The sequence below is a fragment of the Phocaeicola massiliensis B84634 = Timone 84634 = DSM 17679 = JCM 13223 genome (genome assembly GCF_000382445.1).
In the GTDB taxonomy this organism is placed as follows: domain Bacteria; phylum Bacteroidota; class Bacteroidia; order Bacteroidales; family Bacteroidaceae; genus Phocaeicola; species Phocaeicola massiliensis.
In genome coordinates this window covers 1125591-1150124 of the sequence record NZ_KB905472.1, presented here as the reverse complement: position 1 = coordinate 1150124, position 24534 = coordinate 1125591, and the positions used below count along the sequence as shown (strand labels likewise).

At 43.1% G+C, this 24534-nt stretch carries 17 protein-coding genes; 10 read left to right on the top strand and 7 right to left on the bottom strand.

From position 1 onward, the window contains the following. The first annotated feature begins 27 nt into the window (after positions 1–27). The 4 genes from HMPREF1534_RS14160 to HMPREF1534_RS14175 all read left to right on the top strand — a co-directional run bounded on the left by HMPREF1534_RS14160 (position 28) and on the right by HMPREF1534_RS14175 (position 6428). Positions 28–1209, top strand: coding sequence for an imelysin family protein (locus HMPREF1534_RS14160; RefSeq protein ID WP_005937787.1), 1182 nt, complete (start codon positions 28–30; stop codon positions 1207–1209). A 41-nt stretch (positions 1210–1250) separates the two neighbouring features. Then, positions 1251–2837 (top strand): di-heme oxidoredictase family protein, encoded by a 1587-nt coding sequence (locus tag HMPREF1534_RS14165; protein WP_005937785.1) that lies wholly within the window; start codon positions 1251–1253, stop codon positions 2835–2837. Between the two features lie 97 nt (positions 2838–2934). Further along, on the top strand, positions 2935–5208 hold the full coding sequence (locus HMPREF1534_RS21175) for a cytochrome c biogenesis protein CcsA (protein WP_005937782.1): 2274 nt from the start codon (positions 2935–2937) through the stop codon (positions 5206–5208). Between the two features lie 68 nt (positions 5209–5276). After that, positions 5277–6428 (top strand): Rid family hydrolase, encoded by a 1152-nt coding sequence (locus tag HMPREF1534_RS14175; protein WP_005937779.1) that lies wholly within the window; start codon positions 5277–5279, stop codon positions 6426–6428. Positions 6429–6592: 164 nt separating this feature from the next. Here the strand turns inward: HMPREF1534_RS14175 and pgl are convergent, their stop codons facing one another. The 3 genes from pgl to gnd are packed head-to-tail and all read right to left on the bottom strand — an operon-like array spanning position 6593 to position 10263. Next, entirely contained in the window at positions 6593–7294 is a 702-nt protein-coding gene (pgl, locus tag HMPREF1534_RS14180) for a 6-phosphogluconolactonase (protein WP_005937776.1), read from the bottom strand. Continuing rightward, positions 7291–8799, bottom strand: coding sequence for a glucose-6-phosphate dehydrogenase (gene zwf / locus HMPREF1534_RS14185; RefSeq protein ID WP_005937773.1), 1509 nt, complete (start codon positions 8797–8799; stop codon positions 7291–7293). The genes pgl and zwf overlap by 4 nt, the downstream gene beginning before the upstream one ends. A 27-nt stretch (positions 8800–8826) precedes the next feature. Continuing rightward, positions 8827–10263: a decarboxylating NADP(+)-dependent phosphogluconate dehydrogenase gene (gene gnd, locus HMPREF1534_RS14190; RefSeq protein WP_005937770.1), complete on the bottom strand. Its 1437-nt coding sequence runs from the start codon at positions 10261–10263 to the stop codon at positions 8827–8829. Positions 10264–10347: 84 nt separating this feature from the next. On the opposite strand from gnd, the gene HMPREF1534_RS14195 reads away from it, so the two are divergent. After that, positions 10348–11508: a dicarboxylate/amino acid:cation symporter gene (locus tag HMPREF1534_RS14195; protein WP_025066817.1), complete on the top strand. Its 1161-nt coding sequence runs from the start codon at positions 10348–10350 to the stop codon at positions 11506–11508. A gap of 7 nt (positions 11509–11515) precedes the next feature. Here HMPREF1534_RS14195 and HMPREF1534_RS14200 read toward each other — a convergent pair whose 3' ends face one another. The 3 genes from HMPREF1534_RS14200 to HMPREF1534_RS14210 all read right to left on the bottom strand — a co-directional run bounded on the left by HMPREF1534_RS14200 (position 11516) and on the right by HMPREF1534_RS14210 (position 15298). Beyond that, positions 11516–12682: a porin gene (locus HMPREF1534_RS14200; protein ID WP_025066818.1), complete on the bottom strand. Its 1167-nt coding sequence runs from the start codon at positions 12680–12682 to the stop codon at positions 11516–11518. 223 nt (positions 12683–12905) lie between these two features. Then, complete coding sequence (gene ansB, locus HMPREF1534_RS14205; protein ID WP_005937761.1) at positions 12906–13964, bottom strand: L-asparaginase 2; 1059 nt, start codon at positions 13962–13964, stop codon at positions 12906–12908. Between the two features lie 35 nt (positions 13965–13999). After that, positions 14000–15298 carry an anaerobic C4-dicarboxylate transporter family protein gene (locus HMPREF1534_RS14210; protein WP_005937759.1) on the bottom strand — a complete coding sequence of 433 codons (1299 nt, stop codon included), beginning with the start codon at positions 15296–15298 and terminating at the stop codon, positions 14000–14002. A 202-nt stretch (positions 15299–15500) separates the two neighbouring features. Between HMPREF1534_RS14210 and HMPREF1534_RS14215 the strand changes: the two genes are divergently transcribed. After that, positions 15501–16454, top strand: coding sequence for an NAD(P)H-dependent flavin oxidoreductase (locus tag HMPREF1534_RS14215; protein WP_005937755.1), 954 nt, complete (start codon positions 15501–15503; stop codon positions 16452–16454). Positions 16455–16546: 92 nt separating this feature from the next. Here the strand turns inward: HMPREF1534_RS14215 and HMPREF1534_RS14220 are convergent, their stop codons facing one another. After that, positions 16547–17998 carry an ATP-binding cassette domain-containing protein gene (locus HMPREF1534_RS14220; protein WP_005937752.1) on the bottom strand — a complete coding sequence of 484 codons (1452 nt, stop codon included), beginning with the start codon at positions 17996–17998 and terminating at the stop codon, positions 16547–16549. 191 nt (positions 17999–18189) lie between these two features. On the opposite strand from HMPREF1534_RS14220, the gene HMPREF1534_RS14225 reads away from it, so the two are divergent. Genes HMPREF1534_RS14225 through HMPREF1534_RS14240 form a run of 4 tightly spaced genes read left to right on the top strand, consistent with a single transcriptional unit; the run spans position 18190 to position 24507 of the window. Then, positions 18190–19413: a hypothetical protein gene (locus HMPREF1534_RS14225; RefSeq protein ID WP_005937750.1), complete on the top strand. Its 1224-nt coding sequence runs from the start codon at positions 18190–18192 to the stop codon at positions 19411–19413. A 3-nt stretch (positions 19414–19416) separates the two neighbouring features. Then, positions 19417–19998, top strand: coding sequence for a condensin complex protein MksE (locus HMPREF1534_RS14230; protein WP_005937747.1), 582 nt, complete (start codon positions 19417–19419; stop codon positions 19996–19998). Then, on the top strand, positions 19982–23629 hold the full coding sequence (locus HMPREF1534_RS14235) for an ATP-binding protein (protein ID WP_005937744.1): 3648 nt from the start codon (positions 19982–19984) through the stop codon (positions 23627–23629). The genes HMPREF1534_RS14230 and HMPREF1534_RS14235 overlap by 17 nt, the downstream gene beginning before the upstream one ends. Beyond that, positions 23629–24507, top strand: a complete 879-nt coding sequence (locus tag HMPREF1534_RS14240) for a hypothetical protein (RefSeq protein ID WP_005937741.1) — start codon at positions 23629–23631, stop codon at positions 24505–24507. Before HMPREF1534_RS14235 ends, HMPREF1534_RS14240 begins: the two co-directional genes overlap by 1 nt. Positions 24508–24534 lie beyond the last annotated feature (27 nt).

Below are 24534 nucleotides of genomic sequence, written 5' to 3'. Positions count from 1 at the left end.
ATAATTTAATATTTAATTAAAAGAGGTATGAAAAAGTTTTTAAGATTTCCCCTGTATGCTGCCATGGCAGCGATGATGACATTCAATTTCAGTGCATGCAGCGATGATGACGACCCGGACGGCGGTGATACCGAATTATCTGAAAAAGATAAAAGATATCAGGCTATTGCTGATCAGTTTACCAAGAATACAGTGATTGTTACATACACCGGTCTGGCTGACCAGACAGAAGCTTTGGTTGAAAAGCTGAAAGCACTGAAAGCCGATAAAACGGATGATAATGTGAAATCCGTGTGTGAGACATTCCTCAACGCACGTGCATGGTGGGAAAAGAGTGAAGCATTCCTGTTTGGAGCAGCTTCCGACTTTGGTATAGATCCGCACATCGATTCATGGCCGCTTGACTTGGATGGTCTGTTGGACGAAATGAAAAACACATCTCACATTACAGCCATGGAAGCTGAAGATGCCGATGTATGGGCAGGTGTAAAACTCGGTCCGGAGTTGCTTGGATTTCACGGTATCGAATATATTATCTTTGAAGCCGGCAGCCCTAAAGCAGTCTCGAAAATTAAAGATAAAGAATTGACTTATGCCATTGCCGTGGCAGGCGACCTGCGCAACAAATGTTATCAATTGCAGATATCATGGGCCGGTGCAGACAATGTGGACGCAAACCGTGTAACCAAAGTAGTAGACGAACTGGAATGGAATACGACTGTGGCAGGCGGTGAAAACTCGTATACACAGAACATGATGCTGGCCGGACAAGTGGGCAGTACTTACACCAGTTGGACAGGAGCTATGCAGGCCATCATCGACGGTTGCAAAACCATTGCCGACGAAGTAGGCACCTCTAAAATCGGAAAGCCTCACACCGGTGAAGACAAAAACTACATCGAATCTCCTTACAGCTACAACTCCATCACCGACTTTTATGACAACATCATCAGCATACAGAATGCCTATATGGGTGGTATAGAAGGACAGCGTGATGAAAGTAAATCATTGCACAACTATATGGCATCTGTAAACGCCGACCTGGATACCAAAACGATCTATGCCATCACCAGTGCATTGAACAAAATAAAAGCAATGAAAGCACCGTTTGTATTAAACTATACGGATGACTCTTGCCAAGAGGCAATGGATGCCTGCAAAGCCTTGGACGATGTCTTAACGGAAGTAAAGGCTGAACTTGCCAAATAAAATAGCAACACCAATATATCTGAGAACAAACAAAGAAGAACATGAAAGGATTTTTTTATTCAAAATATTTCCTGATGGGACTGGCGGTACTCTCGTTCGCCGCTTGCAGCGATGAAGATGCTCCGCGGCAAATTAATCCGCCGATAGAACCGGTTACGGATGAGGAATGGTATGCCGGAGGATTGCTGGGTACTACCTTCAACAGTTCGGCTTCTGCTTACGAAGACCCCACCCCTGCTGTCGAGAATGCCGGTATGACCGACAAGTTCAAGTATGGAGAATATTTCTTTGAGCGTACCTATACACAAAACACGAAGCCGTTCAACGGTCTCGGTCCACTTTATGTACGCAACTCCTGTATGTCCTGCCATCCGGGATATGGGCATGGGAAACGTATGGAACGGTATCGTGCCGATGATTGGGGAAACGGTTATCTGCTGGTAGTGACAGACCATACCGATACTTATCTTTCTTCACTGACCGGTATGCCCCAAACCAAAGCAACAGCTCCATTCAAGGCTCCCATTGATGAAGATAAAATCAATATAGAATGGCTCGATTACACAGATGAATGGGGTAATAAATTCCCTGACGGAGAGACCTACAGCCTGATTTATCCGGAAGTCACCATCCCTGAAGATGCCTATTATGTTCCATTGGAAGTGAATGGTAAGACGGTAGATTATGCCAATGTCAAGGTTCGTCTGGAGTCCACCATCGGCATTTATGGTACCGGATTGATAGATGCAATTCCCGATGATTCACTGAAAGCCGAGTATATCCGCCAGGAAAAAGCCGGTGTTTCACTGAATCCCAGCTTCTTTGCCAATGGCAAATGGGTGAAAACCTATGGCAACACCACTCACCCGTTCCGTTATACTTATGCACTGAGCCGTGGTCCGCTGCAAGATGCGGCAGGAGCCAATGCCATTTGGAATATTACCAATGTAACACGCAGCAACCGTCGTTATCATTATATGACACAGACTTATGCCAATACAGCGGCAAATGATCCTGAAGTGCAAAACAAATTCTATGAATATTTTCCGGATTGGAACAAAACCGGAAATGTAAAGGAAGATATCATAAACTATCTGATGAATCAAGAACTGCCAGTCGAAATGACAGATGATGATTATGTGGACTTTATGATCTGGCACAGAGGGCTTGCAGTGCCTGCGGCACGTAATCTGGATGATCCCGACGTGCAAAAGGGGCGTTCGCTCTTCCGCGAAATCGGTTGTGCCAGCTGTCACCGCCCATCATGGAAAACCGGCAAGGACAATTTTACAGATCCAAGCGGATTCTTCAGTGACGGAGATGCACGCTTGCCCAGATATCCCGATCAGACCATTTGGCCGTATAGCGATTTTGTACAACATCGACTGTATATGGAGAATGATATCCGCACCGGCTGGTGCCGCACCACCCCGTTATGGGGACGTGGCTTATCTGCCATTTGCACCGGAGCCAGTGACCGTCTGCACGACTGTCGCGCACGCAATGTAATCGAAGCTATCATGTGGCATGGAAATGCACAAAGTGATGCCCGGTGGACAATTGAGAAGTTCCGTACGTTAAGCAAAGAAGACCGTGAAGCTGTCGTGAAATTCATTGAAGCAATCTAATTTTTATCACAACAAGAGGCTGTGCCACAATCCGGCATGCAGACAGACCGAATCGTAAAGACAGCCTCTTGTGATACGTCATCAAAACTGAAGCTACATGAAACTATTGAAAAGAATTGCTTTCTGCTTATTGGGCATCCTGCTTTTTGTCCTCACCATAGCTACAATACTGGAAAAAGTAAACGGTACGGAGTTTGTGAACAATCATATTTACAGTTCCGTACCCTTTATCATACTGTGGGGAAGCACAGCCCTTGCTTCCTTACTCTATATGATAAAAAGAAAACTCTACCGCCAATGGACCACATTCCTGCTCCACCTTTCTTTTATCCTGATATTGGTGGGAGCATTTGTCACATGGATAGATGGCGAACAAGGAACCTTACAACTGAAACTTGGAGAGAAAACAATGTCCTTCATAAACAAAGGAGGAGAAAAACGCACTCTTCCTTTCAGCATCTCACTGGAAGATTTTGAAATAATTTACTATAAAGGAACACGGGCGCCTATGGATTATGTCAGCCGGATAACAGTTTCTGCCGAAAATAACAGTGAAAGTTTAGAAGGAGAAATATCTATGAACAAAATATTTTCATTCATGAATTATCGCTTTTACCAATCCGGGTATGATGCAAACGGACAAGGGACCGTTCTCAGCGTCTCCCATGACCCCTATGGGATAGGGATTACTTACACCGGATATAGCATACTGCTGGTTTCCATCATTCTATTTTTTCTTAATCCTCAAAGCACATTCCGCCAATTAATGAAAAGCTATCGCAACAACAGTCAGGGCATAAAAAAGGGATGCAGCATCTTATTCCTGTTGTTTGTCTCCACCTTTCCGATGGGAAGCCGGGCAATGGCTGCCGACCATCCCTTGCCGAAAACTCTCCCACGCGAAACAGCCGGCCGCTTCGGTGACCTTTATATCTTGTACAACGACCGTATCTGCCCCCTGCAAACTTTCGCAAGAGATTTTACAATCAAGTTATATGGCAAACCGACATATCACGGCCTTACCTCTGAACAAGTTCTGACCGGCTGGCTATTCTATTATGACAGTTGGAAGAATGAACCTGTTATCCGCATCAAAAGCAATGAAGCCCGGCGCTTATTAGACATAAAGGGGCAATATGCCTCAGTGAAAGATTTTGCCGGTAACACCAATGAGTATAAGTTGGAAGATGCAATGCGGCAAATCCATTTAGGACGACAGATAACAGACAGGAAAGGCATAGAAGAAGCCAATGAAAAATTCAATATCATCAGCATGGTATGTACCGGAGCGCTTATGAAAATATTTCCCTATCGGGATGCAAAAGGAAACACCTTGCAATGGTATGCGCAAAGTGACCGGCTTCCCCATGAAATGGGAAATGAACAATGGACTTTTACCCGCAAGGCAATGAATTATGTCCATGAGCAAATCGTCATGAAAAGATTTGATGAAGTAAACCGTTTACTAAATAAAATCAAACAATACCAGCAGAAAGAATGTGGAGAAGCACTTCCTTCAGCAAGTAGGTTCAAAGCAGAAAAACTATATAACCAATTCGATTACAGTAAACCTATTGCCATATTCTGCCTTTGTATCGGTTTATTTGCTTTTATTTACTATTGCCGTTGCACGGTAACAGAGAAAAACATCTGTTGCAGTTTAGCATTTATCTTTAATCTGCTGCTCTGCTCCATCTTTATCTATTTATCCATGACCATTGTCCTGCGCGGTTATGTAAGCAACCATCTTCCTCTGTCCAACGGTTTTGAAACAATGCAGTTCATGGCTTGGTGCACAGTCTTGCTTACTTTTTTTCTACAGCGTAAATTCACCCTGTCAGTACCATTTGGTTTCCTGTTGTGCGGACTTACATTATTAGTCTCCATGTTTGGCGAACAGAATCCTCGAATCACCCAATTAATACCGGTCCTCCAATCTCCCCTACTCAGCATTCATGTAGTAGCAATTATGACAGCCTATTCATTACTGGCTTTCATCATGCTGAACGGAATAACGGCAGTCGTTCTACATTACTCAACAGAAAATTGTGAGACAGCAATAGATTTTTTGCAAAGAATCAGCCGGCTGATTCTTTACCCGGCCGTATTCCTGCTCACCATAGGCATCTTTATCGGAGCTGTCTGGGCCAATGTATCATGGGGGCGCTACTGGGGTTGGGACCCGAAAGAAGTGTGGGCACTTATCACCATGCTGGTTTACGCGCTGGCACTGCACCCGGCCTCTCTAAAATGGTTCCGCTATCCGATGTTCTTTCATGTATTTGGCATTGTGGCGTTCCTCACTGTATTAATCACCTATTTTGGAGTGAATTTTCTGCTCGGAGGCATGCACAGTTATGCCAATGGATAAAAAGAATGAAAAGAAGCATTGCCACAATGCCATAAAATTATAAATTTGCAATATTTAAAGCATCAACTATGATAAACTATAAAACCATAAATAAGAACGAGAACGTAATGGTCTGCTATTCTGAATTTACTCCTCCAAAAGGCGTTACCGAATATCAGGTCATGATTCAACTGACAAAACCCGGACAATCTTATGAAGAACAACTGAAATTGCTGTTGGATACCTATTCCGATTTGAAAGAGAATGAATTTAAAAAGGGTACTACTATTTTCAAGCGATACTTTCTGAGCGATGCCGCCAATCAGACCGACCTGCTTTTGGCAGCGGAAACGGAACACTCGGATTGTGCCTTATCCATCATAGAACAGGCGCCCTGCAATGGTACCAAGATTGCACTATGGACTTTTCTGCAAACAGAAGTAAGTACCAAGGCGCTTCCTGAAGGACTCTTCGAGGTGGCACACAACGGCTATCGTCACCTTTGGAAAGGAAGAGATTTCAACCGTGCCTCTACTTCGGAATACCAGACGCGGCTGTTGCTGAATAACTATGTGATGCAGCTCAGTGAGCAGAATTGCAAACTGGCAGACAACTGTATCCGCACATGGTTTTTCGTACAAAATATAGATGTCAATTATGCAGGAATGGTAAAGGCACGAAATGAAGTGTTCCTCACACAAGACCTTACGGAAAAGACACACTACATAGCCAGCACCGGCATCGGCGGACGGCATCCCGACCCGCAAGTGACAGTGCAGATGGATGCGTATGCCATCAACGGAATACAACCTACCCAGATACAATTCCTGTATGCCACTACCCATCTGAATCCCACATATGAATACGGAGTGAGTTTTGAACGCGGGACGTGTGTGAAATATGGCGACCGCAGACAGGTATTCATTTCGGGAACTGCCAGCATAAACAATAAAGGTGAAGTGGTGTACCCGGGTGATGTGCGTAAGCAAACCAACCGAATGTGGGAAAATGTGGAAGCACTGCTTAAAGAAGCCGAATGTAGCTTTGATGATGTATCACAAGCCATCATCTATTTGCGCGACCCAGCAGACTATACTATCGTTAAAGAATTGTTTGACAATAAATTCCCCCATCTGCCCCACGTCATTGTACATGCACCGGTATGCCGTCCCAAATGGCTGATAGAAATGGAATGTATTGCTGTAAAGTCCGATAAAAATGAAGAATTTAAGGACTTTTAATATGTAAAAAGCAAATTTTCATAAGGGGATGTCAATACTAAAAAAGGAAGTGTGTCAAAACGTGGATAATGCTGTCGTTTGGTTCGTAGGGGCGAGGTTCGCTCGCCCGAAAACAGTTTGCTTTGTGTATTACCCCCTCAACCAAAAACCGTTATACTATTTCCCTATAAGGAAGCATACAGTTTCGGCATCCGGGCATGATGCCATATATAAGAAGCAGGATAAATATCTTCCTGTTCTTTATCAAGTATCTTCTTCAGAATGCTGCATTTATTCTCACCCGCCACTAAGAAGCAAGTATGTTTTGCCTCTATCATCGGTTTTCCCGTCATGCAGATACGAACCGTTTTATTATAAGGATTGACTGATACAGCATAAGGCTCAGCAGCCGTCAACAAGTCTTTCCGGTCAGGAAAAACAGAAGAAGTATGCCCGTCCTCTCCCACTCCTAACAATACAAAGTCAAAGACAGGTACTTCATCTACAGTCGGCACGGTAGCCTTTACCAGAGAAGAATACAATATAGCTTCCTCACCGGGAGCACCCTCGCCCACTATGCGGTAATAATGTGAAGCCGGCAGATTTATCTTGCCGAACAAAAGGCGGTCGGCAAGACCGAAGTTGCTTTGTGCATCGGTAGGCGGCACACAACGCTCGTCCACCCAGTAAAAATAAAGGCGCGCCCACGGCGTGTATGCCGCAAACTCACGCTCCCACACCTCAAACAATACCGCCGGGGTCGTTCCTCCGGAAAGGGCAATGGTAAAAGGACGTTCGGGCTCTTTCTCCATTGCCTCCAATATATGAGTAATGAGGGTTTGTGATGCCTGTCGGGGCGATATATACAAATATTTATCAGGTATCATAACAAACAATACAGTTTAGAATGTGTCAGATTCTTACAAGGATTAGTCCATTCGGCATGGCTGCGCTCTATGAGCACGTCCGCCTCTTTCGGTCCCCATGTTCCGGCGGGATAACCATAAAGAGGGGTCTCCGGATATTTCTTCCAGTAATCCAGAATCTTATCAAAATACGTCCAGCTCTCTTCCACGGCATCCGAACGGGTAAACAAGGTGGGGTCGCCCGCCAAGCTGTCTTCCAGCAAGCGAACGTAAGCATCACCCGTCTCCTGTGCATTCCGGTCATAACTGTAATCCATCTCCATTGTCCCCATATAAAACCCCGAACCCGGCGCTTTCATGGCGATACGCTGCAAGATACCCTCATCGGGCTGGATACGGAGAATCAGTTCTTCACCCCGATAGAACCCTTCCTTCATCTTAAACATCTGCATGGGAGCAGGTTTAAAGTGGACAACAATCTCAGTTACCTTGGTCGGCATCTGCTTGCCGGTTCGGATATAGAAAGGCACACCTTGCCAACGCCAGTTGTCTATCTTGAGGCACATGGCAACGTAGGTATCCGTGCGCGAATCGGGATTTACATTCTTTTCTTCACGATAACCTGCCTGAGTCTCGCCGGCGACATATTGACCGCGGATGACATTCTCTCGAATGTACTCATCGGTCAGCGGATGAAGCGATTGGTACACCTTAATGACCTCGTTTCGGAAACCGTCCTTATCGAACTTGGCAGGGGGTTCCATGGCGGTAATGGCAAGCAACTGCATCAGGTGGTTCTGCACCATGTCGCGCAACGCACCCGAACCGTCATAATATCCGCCACGGGTTCCGATGCCCATATTCTCGACAGCGGTTATCTCTACATAGTCAATATAGTTACGGTTCCAGATAGGTTCGTAGATGGTGCTTCCGAAACGTGTCACCATGATATTCTGCACCGTCTCTTTCCCAAGGAAATGATCGATGCGATAGATATCCTCCTCCTTGAAGTAGGTAGCGTAAATCTTATTCAACTTACGCGCCGATGCAAGGTCGTAGCCGAAAGGCTTCTCAACAATAATGCGCTTCAGCCCCGGCTTCTTGAGGATGCCGGCGTCATGAAGATATTTCGGAATCAGTTCGTAAAGCAACGGCGGAGTAGCCAGATAGAACAGGTAATTCCCATCATTCTCATATTGGGGCGACAGAGCTTTCAACCGCTCGTTCAGCCGGGAATAAGTAAAAGCATCGGCAGGGTCCATCGACTGATAGTAGACAGTGGAAAGAAAATCATCCAATGACGCTTTCTCCTTTTCATCCAGAGAAGGAGACTTCGCCAGCTCCTCCTTCAGATAGCTGCGATAGGTTTCATCCGAATAGGCAGTGCGGGCACATCCCACAATGGCAAAGTGCGGAGGAAAACGTCCTTCGTTGTGAATCTTCACCAAGGCAGGCATCAGCTTGCGCCGGGTGAGGTCGCCCGATGCGCCGAATATAACTAAAAACAAACTATGTGGTAAACTCATAAATCAAATTCTTTTTATCGGTTCTTGTTATTTCTTCTCCTGCCATTGTTCATGGAAAAACTCGCCTCGCGGACTATCCACCCGCTCGAACGTGTGTGCCCCGAAGTAATCGCGCATCGCCTGAATCATGTTGGCTTGCGAATGATGGGTGGTCAGCCCCAGGAAATAATTCAATGCAGCAGAGAATACGGGCACGGCCAGTCCTTCTTTCAGCATGATACTCACCGATTTCTTCCATACGGGAAGAGCCTCCGCCACTTCCAAACCGAAATGCCGGTCGAGCAACATGTGCGACAGTCCCGGTGCACGGTGATAAGCCTCGGCAATATCGTTCAGGAAAGCAGAGCGGATGATGCAGCCGGCACGCCACAGCAAAGCGATGGACGAAAGGTTCAAGTTCCATTTATAGGTGTCACTCGCCGTGCGCATCAATGCAAATCCTTGTGCATACCCCACCAGACGAGCCGCATAAAGAGTGGCCTCCAGCGCAGCAACAGTATCCTGATAATTATAAACCGGATGATTCTCAACGTGCATATAATGTTTGGCCATCAACACACGCAAGCTCTTTTCCGCAGACAGATTACGTGCAAACACAGCCTCGGCAATTACATCGAGAGGAGTATTAAGCTGCAACGAATTGATAACGCTCCAACGCCCTGTACCCTTCTGTCCGGCAGCATCCAGTATGCTGTCTATCAGATAACCTCCGCCACACTCCTTATGACGGAGGATGGCTGCCGTTATCTCAATCAGGTAGCTCTTCAGACGACCTTGGTTCCAACGCTCGAACACGTCAGCCATCTGCTCATTCTTCAGAGCCAACAGATTCTTCAGCGCATAATAGGTCTCTGCTATCAATTCCATGTCACCATATTCTATACCGTTGTGCACCATCTTCACATAATGACCGGCACCGCCCGGACCTACCCACTCGCAACACGGACTACCGTCTTCGGCACGGGCTGCAATACTCTTCAGCATCGGCTGTATGAAGGGCCATGCCTCCTGAGCACCGCCCGGCATGACGGATGCGCCATGCAATGCACCTTCTTCGCCTCCGGAAATGCCGCAACCTACAAAATACATTCCTTTCTCATACAGTTCCTTTACCCGGCGCTCCGTATCCTCAAAATTAGAGTTTCCACCATCGATTATAATATCACCTTTATGCAACAAGGGAAGCAATCTGCCTGTCATTTCGTCTACTGCAGACCCTGCCTGCACCATGAGAAATACGACTTTCGGAGTCTTCAGTGCATCCACAAATTCCTCCAAAGTCTGCGTACCGACAATGCTTTTGCCTTGCGCACGCTTAGCTATGAAATTATCAACTATATGTTCTTCTTTGCCGGGAACTGTGCGATTCCACACAGCTACTTTCCATCCTTTACCTGCCAGGTTCAGGGCCAGATTCTGCCCCATCACTCCCAGTCCGATCAATCCGATATCTGCCTTTTCCATAATTTAATCTTTTTATATTTAACAAACGGCAGATTTATTTGTTCAATAATTCTATCTTTGTGAATATATCAATCTTACATTATGATGAAAAAGATTAAAATAGGGTTATTACCCCGTATTATCCTTGCCATTGCATTAGGTATCGCATTCGGCAACATCCTCCCCGGAGGATTGGTAAGAATCTTTGTGACCTTCAACGGAATCTTCAGTGAATTCCTCGGTTTTATCATCCCGCTGATTATCCTCGGGTTAGTAACACCCGCCATTGCCGACATCGGGAAAGAAGCGGGAAAAATGCTGGTAGTCACCACACTCATAGCGTATGGAGCAACCTTGTTTTCGGGATTCCTTTCCTACTTTACAGGCATCACATTTTTTCCGTCGATGATTACTCCCGGCGCTTCTATCGAACAGATAAGCGAAGCCCATGATATCGTGCCTTTTTTCACGGTAGCCATTCCACCTGTCATGAATGTGATGACCTCACTCATTCTTGCTTTTACACTGGGACTGGGCATCGCCCACTTGAACACCACAGCACTCAAAGATGTATGTAATGACTTTAAGGATATTATCATTAAAACCATTCAAGTCATCATCCTGCCATTACTACCAATCTATATCTTCGGCATTTTCTTGAATATGACGCATTCAGGACAGGTTATGAATGTATTATCGGTCTTCATCAAGATTATCGGAGTTATCTTCCTGCTGCATATTTTCCTGCTCATTTTCCAATACTCCATTGCGGCTCTGTTTGTCCGCCGCAATCCGTTTCGTTTGTTGGGGAGAATGCTTCCGGCTTATTTCACTGCGTTGGGCACACAGTCGTCGGCAGCCACCATTCCTGTCACCCTGCGACAAAGCATCAAGAACGGAGTGAGTGAAGACATTGCCGGCTTTGTAATCCCGCTGTGCGCCACTATTCATTTATCGGGTAGTACACTGAAAATAGTGGCATGCGCACTGGCACTGATGATGATGCAGGGAATGCCCTTCGACTTCCCGATGTTTGCCGGGTTCATCTTCATGCTGGGCATCACAATGGTAGCTGCACCGGGTGTTCCGGGTGGCGCAATCATGGCTGCACTGGGCATCCTTTCCTCTATGCTGGGCTTCGGCGAAAGTGAACAAGCCCTGATGATAGCACTCTACATTGCAATGGATAGCTTCGGAACTGCATGTAATGTAACAGGCGATGGAGCGATAGCCCTGATCATCGATAAGTTTTTCGGAAAGAAATAACTATGATTTAAAACACCGGCATCTGCCAAATAAAGCCCACAGACACTCGATTAGTCGAATAATTATCTTCTCCCAGTGCTTTAGCCCGGTCGGCAAATCGATAAGAACGACCGGTATAAGCCAGGAAGAAATGCAAATTGGTCTCCATCGGATAATACTCAATACCGCCTACATACCCCCATGCCGTACGGTATTTCCCTTTTTCCACCTCATCACTGCTTTTATAAACGGAAGCTGTTTCATACATACCTTTGGCAAACAGATTCCATTTCGGAGCAAATCGATAGTTGACATGAAGCACGTATGACATATATTCGGCGTTAAATACATTATGATTCAGGTCACCACCTATCATTCTTGTTATGATTCCCTTGCGGTCTACTCCTTCACGAGAATACATCCAGTCAAAATAAGCATGCCACTGAGGATTGAAATTGAACTCATTACCCAAAGCATAATAATACATTTTCTCGCCTTTTGTTTCGTTCATAACAGAGGCAGACCACCGGGTCTTGAATACATCCATGAAATTACCATTCCAGTTCAAGGTGTAAACCAACGGAAGCTTTGTCCGTTCCAAGTCACCATACATCTCTTTGGAAGGTCCATTCAGGCTGTTCAATACTTGAAACTGAATTTGCTGGTGAGGATTATAATTATAGGCCACATTCAATCCGGTCATGAAGTTGTTCATGTTCTCTATCATGTCGCTGTATTCGTAAATGTCAATCGGGTTGACATCAAACTCAATTCCTCCGTAAGCAGTGCATTGCTTGCCGGCAAAGAACGAAAACTTATCAAGTTTGACACCTATACCTGCATAGTCAATACTGGTAGGAACATTGTCAATATTACCCGATCCATCATTACCACGATTAAGACGCTGCCGATAACGATAGCTCAGCCAATCGTTGATATTACCCTTCATTTCGATGCGGAGCTGTTTCATCTCGAATGCCCCTTGATCGAAACCGGACTCATTCCATTTCATATTGAAGTCACCATGCATGTTGAGATAGAGATTGAACTTATCGGTTTTCTTTTTTATACCGGTCACCTCTTCAAAGAGGCTTTTATCGTCCGACATGAAATCACTTTTTGAAGATTGTGCATATAGCGAGTGTGAGCCTGACATGGCAATGGCCGTCAGGCATAATAACATTATCCTTTTCATAATTAAGTATGGTTTGGGTTTTGAAAATAAATGAAAACGGGAGTGTTTCAAAACTAAAATGGCCTATCCAACCGTCAGCTGTAAGGACAGGGTTTGCCTGCCCGAAGACACAAAGCAAACTGTTTTCGGGCAAGCGAATCTTGCCCCTACGAACTAAACGACAGCATTATCCGCGTTCTGACACAACCCCAAAAACACCGGGCACCTGCCCTATGTAAATCAATTAATACTCGTTGAAGTATTGCTGAATCTTCTTCCAGTCATTTGTCTTTGTCAACGCAAGCATCAACAATACACGTGCTTTCTGCGGATTCAGTTCTTGAGAAGCAACAAACTGATATTTATTGTCATCCACTTCTGCATCAAGAGTGGTAGGACCTGTCGGAACACGGCTGGAGCGAACGACCAGAATCCCCTGTTTACGCGCTTTTTCCAACATGGGGAACAGGTTCTGATGAATGTTGCCGTTTCCCACACCGGCATGCACAATACCCTGATACCCCCCGTTGAGGAACGGAGTCATCACATCGGCATCTACATTGGAATAGCTATAGACAATACCCACTTTAGGCAATTTATCTAGATTTGTCACATCAAACTCTGACTTGGTAGTATGACGTTTCAAAGACTCCATATTATACGACACTTTTCCATTAAGAACATATCCCAGCGCACCCGAATTAGGAGACTGGAAAGTCTGCACATCTACCGTATTCATCTTGGTTGCTCCCTGAGCGCCCAAGATCAATCCGTTCATTGCAATCACCACTCCTTTTCCTTTCGATTCTTTGGCGGCAGCAGTAACTACTGCATTATAAAGGTTCAAAGGACCATCGGCACTCATTGCCGTAGAAGGACGCATCGCCCCGACCAATACCACCGGTTTATCACTCTTCACGGTGAGATTCAGGAAAAATGCCGTTTCTTCCATCGTATCTGTCCCATGAGTTACCACGATACCATCTACATCATCACGCTTGAGCAGTTCATTGATACGTTTTGCCAATGTCAGCCAAACGGCATCATTCATATCCTGAGAACCAATCTTTACAATCTGTTCACCGGTCACATTGGCAATCTTATTCACTTCGGGCACTGCATCCAGCAATGTGCCGATAGCCACTTGTCCGGCTGTATAATTCGTATTGGTAGCCGAAGCACCGGTTCCGGCAATTGTTCCTCCTGTTGCCAAAATATGAATATTAGGCTTTTGGGCAACTGCTGCAAAGGCGCCGAATAACAACGTCACAGCCAGCAAACTGAGTTTTCTTAATCCATTCATAATTTTTTCTAGTTTAGGTAGTTAATATATTGAGACTATAATATTTGTATGAGCAACAGTCCGATAACAATCGATACAATTGTGGCTACAAGACCGGGCATCATAAAAGAATGGTTCAACACCCATTTCCCGATACCGGTAGTTCCTGTACGGTCAAAGTTTATGGCAGCAATCACAGTCGGATAGTTGGGAATAAAGAAATAACCGTTTACGGCCGGGAACAAGGCTATCAGCATCATTGGCGAAATGCCCAAAGCAATGCCCAGAGGCACAATAGCGCGCACAGTCGCCGCCTGACTGTAAAGCAGAATAGACATTACAAACAATGCCACACCGAAAAGCCACGGCATCTGACGGACAATTCCTTCAATAGAACCTGTCAATTCTGTTATATTACCATTAATGAAGGTATCCCCCATCCATGCGATACCGAAAATAGCAATCACTGCCTGCATCCCTGCCGGAAATACACTTCCCTGAGTTGCCTTGATACCGTCAGTACGCGAGATAATCAAAATGAGTGCGGCAGCCGATAACATCAGAATTTCAATCAGTGAAGGCATGTCCATTACTTTTCCGTCAAACGAAGGACGAAGACCGGGAATAGAGCCGAACAGCACAATCAGCAGAGTGGCCACAATGAAGATAATCACAGAAAGACGTGCCTGAAACATATTCTTGACGTCATTCAGCTCCACGTGCTTATCCTCCAACAGACCTTCTTCCATACGACGCAGATACTCAGGGTCTTCCATCAGTTCCTTACCTACTCTCATCGAAGCGAAAGCGCCTACCAGCACACCTATCAAGGTAGCAGGAATAGTTATTTTCAATATATCAAACAGGGTAATGTCAAAACCGGTAAGCAACCCGAGAAGTGCCACGGTAGCAGCAGAAATAGGGCTTGCCGTAATAGCCTGTTGAGATGCGATTACCGCAATACCCAAAGGACGTTCGGGACGGATTTTTGTTTCAGCGGCAACTTCGGCAATCACGGGAAGTACAGAATAAGCTACGTGTCCTGTTCCGGCAACAAAAGTAAACAAATAAGTCACCAACGGACTCAGAATAGTAACATGTGCCGGGTTACGGCGCAGCAAACGTTCTGCCAGCTTGACCATAAAGTCCAATCCGCCTGCCGCTTGCATACAGGATGCGGCAGATATAACGGCAGCAATCATCAACATCACATCAATGGGAGGCGCAGTAGGCTGAAGTCCGAAGACAAAAGTCAAAATAGCGAGGCCCACACCTCCCATCACTCCAAGTCCGATACCTCCTAAACGGGCACCTACAATAATAGCGGCAAGTACAAATAGTAGTTGTAATAACATGATTCGTTTTTATCGTTATAAAAATACATTTTTAATTCTCATAACAAAGATAGACCAATTCTGTTCTATAAACCGTAAAAAAGCGGAGATTTTTCTTTTTTTTCACTACCATAAGAAGAAAAGGCGTAGTTTTGCAAGTAGTCAGCCAAACATTTTTCCGGCTTAATTGTTTAACATAAAATAGTTATATAATAATAAAGTAATGAACAGAATCTGCAATCTTTTTGGTATTACATATCCTATTATCCAAGGGGGTATGGTATGGTGTAGCGGATGGCGGCTGGCCTCCGCCGTGAGCAATGCAGGAGGACTCGGTCTGATTGGCGCCGGCTCCATGCACCCCGAAACACTCCGCGAACATATTCGGAAATGTAAAGCAGCCACAGAAAAACCTTTCGGAGTGAATATCCCGCTGATGTACCCCGAGATAGATACAATCATCCAAATCGTAATCGACGAGGGAGTAAAGATTGTCTTTACTTCTGCCGGAAATCCGAAAACATGGACAGAACATCTCCATCAGCATGATATAACAGTAGCCCATGTCGTGGCAAGCAGTAAGTTTGCTGCCAAATGTGAAGAAGCAGGTGTAGATGCCATTGTTGCCGAAGGCTTTGAAGCAGGCGGTCACAACGGTCGTGAAGAAACCACTACCCTATGTCTGCTACCTGCCATAAAAAAAATTACAACCGTTCCGGTTATGGCAGCAGGAGGCATCGGCTCCGGTGAAAGTATCTTGGCCGCCATGACACTGGGGGCCGATGGAGTCCAAATAGGTACACGTTTTGCATTGACCGAAGAAAGTTCGGCACATTTCACATTCAAGGACCGTTGTCTGCGGCTGAATGAAGGCGATACCCAACTCACATTAAAACAGCTTTCGCCTGTCAGACTCGTAAAAAATGAATTCTTCAAGCAAGTGGAAGAAGCAGAAACACGCGGTGCATCTGTAGAAGAATTAAGAGAATTATTGGGCAAGGGACGTGCCAAGAAAGGTATTTTTGAAGGAGACATTTACGAAGGTGAAGTGGAAATAGGACAAATAGCGTCTTCTGTACATAGTCTCAAAACAGCAGAGGAAGTAATCAAGGAATTGATAAACGATTTTAATGCAGCATTAAAACGTACAAAAGAAATACCTTCTTTTATCCTATAATTAATAACTTGCATCGATTTATATTTATATCCGGGCAGACTTATCTATATGCCCGGATATATCCATGAAAACGCGATGTGTTTTTTCAATAGCTATTCATTTCTTTTCAGGTGCAATGAGCCGGTAATACACATCGGCAATTCATCTTTATAATGTGTCACCATTATCATTGTTTTATCCCTGCGCCGGCAGAAAGTCTCAATAATATCTTTCACCAAACGGCGGTTTACCAAATCGAGTCCATGCAACGGTTCATCCAATATCAGTAATTCCGGGTCTTTAACAAAGGCACGTGCCAACAAAACCAAACGTTGTTCTCCGCTGGAAAGCTGTAAGAAACTACGCTCCTTCAAGTCTGCAATACCAAAAATATCCATCCACCACTCACAAGTTTCCATCTGTTCGGGACGCGGACGTTTATAAAGCCCCACCGAATCATGCAATCCGCTTGCCACAATATCAATGGCCGGTAAATTCTTTAAATAGGCACGATGCATCTCCGGGCTGACATACCCGATATGCTTCTTTATTTCCCAAATGCTCTCTCCTGATCCGCGCTTACGCCCGAACAAGGTTATATCACAGGCATAGCTCTGCGGATTATCAGCACAAACCAAACTCAGCAATGTAGATTTTCCGGAACCATTATCTCCGCTAAGAGCCCACTTCTCACCACATTTCACACTCCAATCCAACTCTTTCAGGATAGTCCTTTCACCGTAACGGATACTCACTTTATTCAAATCTACCACATGGTCGGTATGATAAAAGCCATCACCATAAGGAAGAGCCAAGATACGTTCTTCTTTCTCCTTTGAGAGCACACGTTCGGGGACAGGCTTGCAACCGGCAAGATAAGCTTTCAACGTAATTTTATCACCGCACATACGATTTTCTACAGGAATTACGTGCGTAATCAACGAAGGTATATCATCTGTCTTTGAAAGTACCAGAATTACTTGCAGACAAGTCATCCGTATAAGTTCGCAAAGCAATGCATGAAGTTGGTCACGTGTCTTGGCGTCAAGTCCGATAAAAGGATTATCCATTATCAGCACACGAGGGTTACTCAACAAAGTCTTGGTCAACTGAAATTTACGTAACTCTCCACTCGATAGCAGAATAATATGTTTATCCAGCATCGTTTCTATGTCGAACAAGTCATACAACGTTTTTTTCAGTTCGGGATTCGTAGCTTTCGGCAAAAGGTCACGAACGACAGGCGTTTCATCCAAATCATGGGTATTCCAGCGCTGTTGATAATAATAATTACCGTCTGCATCCCCATAAGAGTCCCTGAAAGCAATATATTTTATATTATCATACACCATCTTTGAGGGAGAAGGCGAAAAATCATACTTCACTTCGTTCATTAATAGCGGCCAACGCCCGATAATAGTATCCACCAATATGCTTTTTCCTGCTCCGTTCGGACCTACAATAGCAATATGTTCACCTTCGGCAAGCGTCATGTTTATCGGCTTTTTCATCCGATAAAGCGGATGACGGACAACCCCGTTCTCAATAGCAATAATATTCTGCATTTCAATATCTCATTTTAGTCTTAAACAGAATACAAAGGTAGATAAAATTTAATAGAGCGCTTACCCCATCCCTATATTTTTCTTGCCCGGAAAACATTCCTCAGAGCATAGAAAAATATGGGTTTTAGCATAAAAAGTTAGGTTTTTTCATCCTTTTGTCATAACTTCGTGCACTTTTTTGGAGAAAACTTATGTATATATTCCGTTCTATTTACGAAATCATAAATACCATATCCACGGCAAAAACATTGCTGACGGAAATGTTCGAAAAGAGAAAAACCATCAGTTTCAGATACATCGATGCCTTAGAATTATTAAAAGACGATGAAAATCGCCTTAAAATATTAATTGAAAAAGAAGTGATTCACCAAAATGGCAACTTCTTGGAGCTGGACGTGCGTTTTCTCGATTTCTTTGAAACGCTACTTGAAGCCAACGAAGAAATCGACACAGCCACAATTGACGAAAACATCGAATACCTGCACGAGCTGATGGATTATTATCTGAAAGAAAAGATACAATCACGCAAAGAGAGCTATGTGAGGAACATCAAACTGACGTTCCAGAAAATAGCTCGCGTAACAATACGTAATATCATGAATTTGCAAAACAGTATCGACAACACTTTCAAACATGAACCAACATACCAAATCAAAATAGCCAAGCTGAAGAATCTGGACAAGAAGCGCATCAATATACAGAATCTCATTGACTCCACCGAGCACCTGATTCTACATGAAGAGCGACTTTTTTTCCAACAAGCCACCGATGAGGAATTAGGACGCATCTTGCTGGAACTGCGTCAGGAGTTGCAATTGTCTGCTCACAGCCTCATACGGGCGCAACAGGATATAATCAACTATCTGAACCAAATAAAGAATCAAGTAATATTGGTAGAGAAAATCCGAAAAGTAAAGTATCTGCAAGACCAGTTTGAACTGCGTGCCCGAAGCAACCTGGCAGAAGTAATGGAGAATGAACATTCCGTCTTGTTGGAAGGCTGTACACAGACTTCATTCAAGCTATCGCCCGAATATCTGGCAAGTGACGAAGCACGCCCCATTATCCTTAGAATCCTGAGCAACCGGAAAACCCGGGAGCATATCCGCAAGAATGAAGCGGGTGCTTTTAGTGAGGAAGACATGAAAGCGCAAGCCATGTATGAGGAAGTGGTAAACTTGGAAGAAGTGGTTAAAAGTTTTCTACAATCGGGTGCAGAAGCACAATGGAAAAACGAGCAACCCAAAGACTTGTTTACCTTTCTGCTCCATTATTCTTTTCAACGTGAAGTAAACGAAGAAGAATGCACCACACTGTTTTGCCAAATAGTGTCGCTCTACGAAGACAAATTAGAAATAAGCGATGATTTCGGACGATACAAACAATATGAATATGCCAAAATATACCCTTTATAAACTATGAATTTGAATATACAAATACCGGACAATACAGCATTAATCTTCGAATATATGCAAAAAGGGCAATTTATCTGTTCCAACAGCACAGATATCGACTTGCGCGACATGTATAATATGATTGATGAGAACTACGAATCTTTATACCAATACTTTTCACAAATAAACTATACATTAGAAAGGGGAAACGAGTATTTCTACTTCTCGCGCACGGAATCAAAAACCACATTGGAACAAAAGATACTCCGTGCCTATTATTGGATAGATGTACTTGATTTCTTCAAAACTTACGATGAAACATTCGGTGCAGGCTTCCGCTTCCAGCCGGAACAAATTTTGGTAGAGGCCAATATCAATGTTTTGCTGCAAAATAAATTAGACGGTATCCGCAAACATTTCTCGGACAAGGATATCCGCAAAGACGTGCTCGACAATATGATACGTTTGCTGGCCAAAGAATCGTTTATCGAATTGGAAAATGAGAAGACTAATACTTATAAGGTACTGACTTCATGGCATTATCTGGAAAAATTAGTCGATAGTATCAACATTTTTGAAGACATTGAAGATGAGAAACCTGAGTAGAATAATTTTTATCAATAGTGCGAATATTCCTTATTCGGACAATATATATCTGGATGGAAATATCCACTTTATCGGCACACAAGGAGTAGGAAAAAGTACCATTCTGCGTGCTATCTTATTTTTCTATAATGCGGACACGCAGAAACTGGGCATTCCCGTTGAAAAACAAAATTACACGGACTACTATTTTCCTTTTGCCAACTCATATATCATTTACGAAGTAACAACGGAGCATGGAGCATTCTGTATCCTGAGCTTTAAAGCCATGAACCGGGTATGTTATCGTTTCATAGATTCACCTTATCGCAAAGAATTCTTTATTGACGAGAATCGCACCGCCTACAGCGGCACAGACCGTATCCGTGCCATGCTCGACCAACATGAAGTGGAGTATTCGCGCATCATTTATACCTACGACGAGTATCGTAATATCCTATATGGCAATGCAACGAGTACTGAATTCCGACGTTATTCCTTGATGGAAAGCAAACAATATCAAAACATTCCGCGTACCATCCAGAATGTATTGCTGAACTCAAAACTTGATGCCGAATTTATCAAAAGGACTATTATCTCTTCTTTAAATGAAGAAGAAATATCCATCGATCTGAATAGTTACAAAGAGCATTTGAAAGATTTTGAAACGCGCCTGAGAGACATTAGTGAATTTCAAAAGAAAGAGACACAGAAGCAGGCAACGGAGATTACCCAACTATCACAGCAAACAACCCGTCTGCAAAGTGATATCATGCAAAATTGCCGCGAACTGGTGATTGCCGGTCGAAAAGCATCCGAACTGCTGCCCGAATGGAAAGAAAAACGCGACAAGGCTGGCAATGACATACAAATACAGGAAAAGCTGAAGGCAGAATTACAAAATGAATCACGGCAGCGTTGCGAAAAAATACAGGAAGAACTGACCATCGTCAGCAATGATTTGAAGAAAGCCGTTCTGAAGGAAAAGGAATATGAAGAACATCATATACAGGAAGTGATGGAACGTTCTGCCAAAGAAATGGAATGGAAAAACAAACGTCTCGGTTTGCAGGAAGAACAACGCATATTGACTTCGCAATACACGGAAATCTCTTCTAAATACAAATTGCTTATCCAGAACCTGGATAACCAGTGGAATAAAATACACGAAGAGAAAATTCATCAATTGGATACATTAAATACTGTTTACAATGCCCGTTTGGAAGAAGCTCGTAAAGAAAACCAAAACCAAACAGAAGCTTTGTATCAGGAGTATGAGAACCTGTCACAAAAACTGCATCCGCTAAAAACCGAAAAACAGACAAAGCTGAGCGAAATGGATTATCGTATTCGTTCATGCCGCAAAGAAATCTTCTTCGAAAAGGAACAAGAGGAATTAAAGATGCGCATTCAGTCGTACACCTCTACTCACTTGGAGCGAAAAACACGTATCAATGAGGCTCAAATCATTATCAAAGACTTGATGATGAAATGGGAGCATGAAGTTCAAAAATTGGAAAAAGGGATAGATGATGAACTGTCGAAGTCACAGATGGAACTGCAACAGTTACATGTCCGCATACAGGAATTGCAGCAGTTTCTTACCCATAGTAAGAGTACCTTACAAGGCTGGCTGAAAGAAAACCATAAAGGATGGGAAGAAACAATCGGTAAACTATGCGATGAAGCTATATTGTGGCAAACCAACCTCTCACCGCAAAAAGCAGAAGGCAATTCTTTTTATGGAATCCAAATTGATTTGAATGTCATAGAGCGTCACATCAAATCTATTGATGATTATAATAAAGAAAAAGAGGAGAAGGAACAACGTTCGGCAGAAATCTCTATGCGCATGCAACGTTTGCAAGCCGAAAAAGCAGAGGGACAAGAGCAAATAAAGCGAAAATACCAGCCGTTGATAAAAGAACAGAAAAGCCGTATCAACCAGTTAGAATATGAATTGGAAAAACTGGAACGCCAATACCAGCAAGACATGCTCGACCTTGAAGACTGGAAGAAAAAAGCAGAAGCTGCCCGTAATGAAAAGTTAACCCGGCTGGATGAGGAAAAAAGCAAAATTGCTTTAGAACTGGCTTCCGTCAATGAAAAGCTGGATAACTTGGGACAAGAGAAAGCAAACAAGCTCAATGCCTTGAAAGAAGCATGGGCACACTTGCAAAACCAACTCTTTGAAGAAAAGAACATCCAACAAGAAAATATACGCAAAGAAGAAAAAGAGGAACAAAAGCGTATCAATGCCGGCAAAGCACAGCATGAGGCAGAGATGCAAAAAGAGTTGCATTCCCAAGGTGCCGATACCGAACGTTTGCAAAATATCGCCAACCAACTGGGACAGATTGAGCAGGAGTTGTCTTTCATCAAAAAACACGCAACACTGATTATCGAATATCAAAAAGACAAACGAGACCTGATTGAACATATCCCTACATGGAAATATCAGGAAGAAGACCTGAGAAAGCAATTAAAGAAAGAACGGGATACCCTGAGAGCAGAAGTTGATACCTTGCAGAAAGAGATAGACAGAATAAAGATAATTTTACAAGAAGCCGAAGGTAATATTCGTCATTTACAACAGAATCTGGATGCTTACGCCAATATAGAAAGCTTTGATTGGTATAAATCTCATCAGGATATTTTCAAGAATGGCCCTTCTATGACAACTATTACACAAAAAAGTTGCATGGAGTTAATTGACCTGTTGAATCAATATTACATGCAATTCATGCAGATGCAAACCAAACTGCGTAAAGCTGTAAACCTCTTCACAGGACACTTTGACGAAAACAATACTTTCAAGTTTAAAACCAAATTTAATGAAGACTGGGAATACATACGCTTTGCTGATGAGTTGCACGATTTTATAGAGGAAGATAGAATTGACGAATATGTACGCCGTATCAATAATGAACATTGGGATACATTTAAACGTATCAGCATGGATGTCACTTCACTTTCTTCTTCCGAAAAAAATATACAAACAATTATTGGCAAGATAAATAAAGGATTCGCTACCTGCAATTTTGTAGGTGTCATTCAGCGCATCGAGATGAAAATGGAAGAAAGCAGTAACCGAGTGGTAAATGTACTGCATGATATTCAAAAATATTACAAAGAATATGGTTATGACCTTACCCCCGAAACAAACTTGTTCTCTTCCGAAAAAGAGCCTTTGATAAAAGAAGAAGCCATCAAGCTGCTGCGCGACTTTATCAAAGAAATTCATGCCTACCGTTATGACAATATCCGGCTGTATGACTCCTTCGAACTACGTTTCCGCATTGTAGAAAATGGTAATGACACAGGATTTGTAGAGAAAATTTCAAGTGTAGGTTCGGAAGGTACGGATATTCTGGTAAAAGCTATGATTAATATCATGCTAATCAATGTATTTAAAGAAGCCGCTTCACGAAAGTTCAAAGATTTCAAGTTGCACTGCATGATGGATGAAATTGGAAAACTCCATCCGAACAATGTGGCAGGTATCTTGAAATTTGCCAACGACCGGAATATTATCCTTATCAACGGCTCTCCTACCGAGCTCAACCGAGAAGCATACAAGCATGTGTATTTATTAACAAAAGATTCACAGAGTAAAACACGTATTGCACGGTTAATTTCAGACACCAACATATAATGATAAATATTACATTAAACCAAGTGCGATTGTTGAAATCTCTCTCTTTAGGGGAGAGATTTCCTTTAAGCAATTTAAAAGGAAAAATCTTTCAACAGTTATTGGATGAGCATGTCTTATCAAAGTTTCCACAAGGAAATGGTTTTATAATCTATGCTCACTCTCCCATTGCCTTACTAAACCATTTAAGTAATAAATATATAAAATGTTCCCTAGATGATTACATCGAAAAGATGGAAATAAATGAGCTAAGGAAAGTAGACAATATATTGATGAGAGGGAACTCAAAGAGCAATGAAACGCATCCCATGAATGGTTTTCTGGTGAAAAGCATTGAACCGATTGAAGTTTCTCTCTCCAAAAGAAAACTGGTGCTTTCTCCCGAAGTGTGGCCTGTCTGTTTCGTTTCAAATCATGAAGAGTTCACAATTCCCTCGGATGTCACCATTGTTATGGTAGAAAATCCTGAAAACTTTATCTTTATAGAAGAACAAAAGGAGTTCTTTGAAGGAATGCGACCTTTATTTACAACTTATTATCCCAGAGATACACATCGAAGTTTAGTGAATTGGTTAGAAACATTGCCTAATGCATACATTCATTATGGTGACTTTGATATTGCCGGAGTTTATATTTATCAGGATATTTATAAAAAACATATCAAAGGTCCTAAAAAATTCTTTGTTCCTAAATTTATTGATAAGTTAATGCATCGATTCGGTGATGCAGAACTTTACGATAAACAATTGAGTTACAGAAATTCCATCATTTCAGATGAACCAGGCATTCAAGAACTAATGAAAATTATCGATAAAGAACATAAGGGATTAGAACAAGAAATCTTTAATTCAAAAGAATATAAAAAATATACAGACTAACTTTCTCTTCTTTCTATTATACTGAAA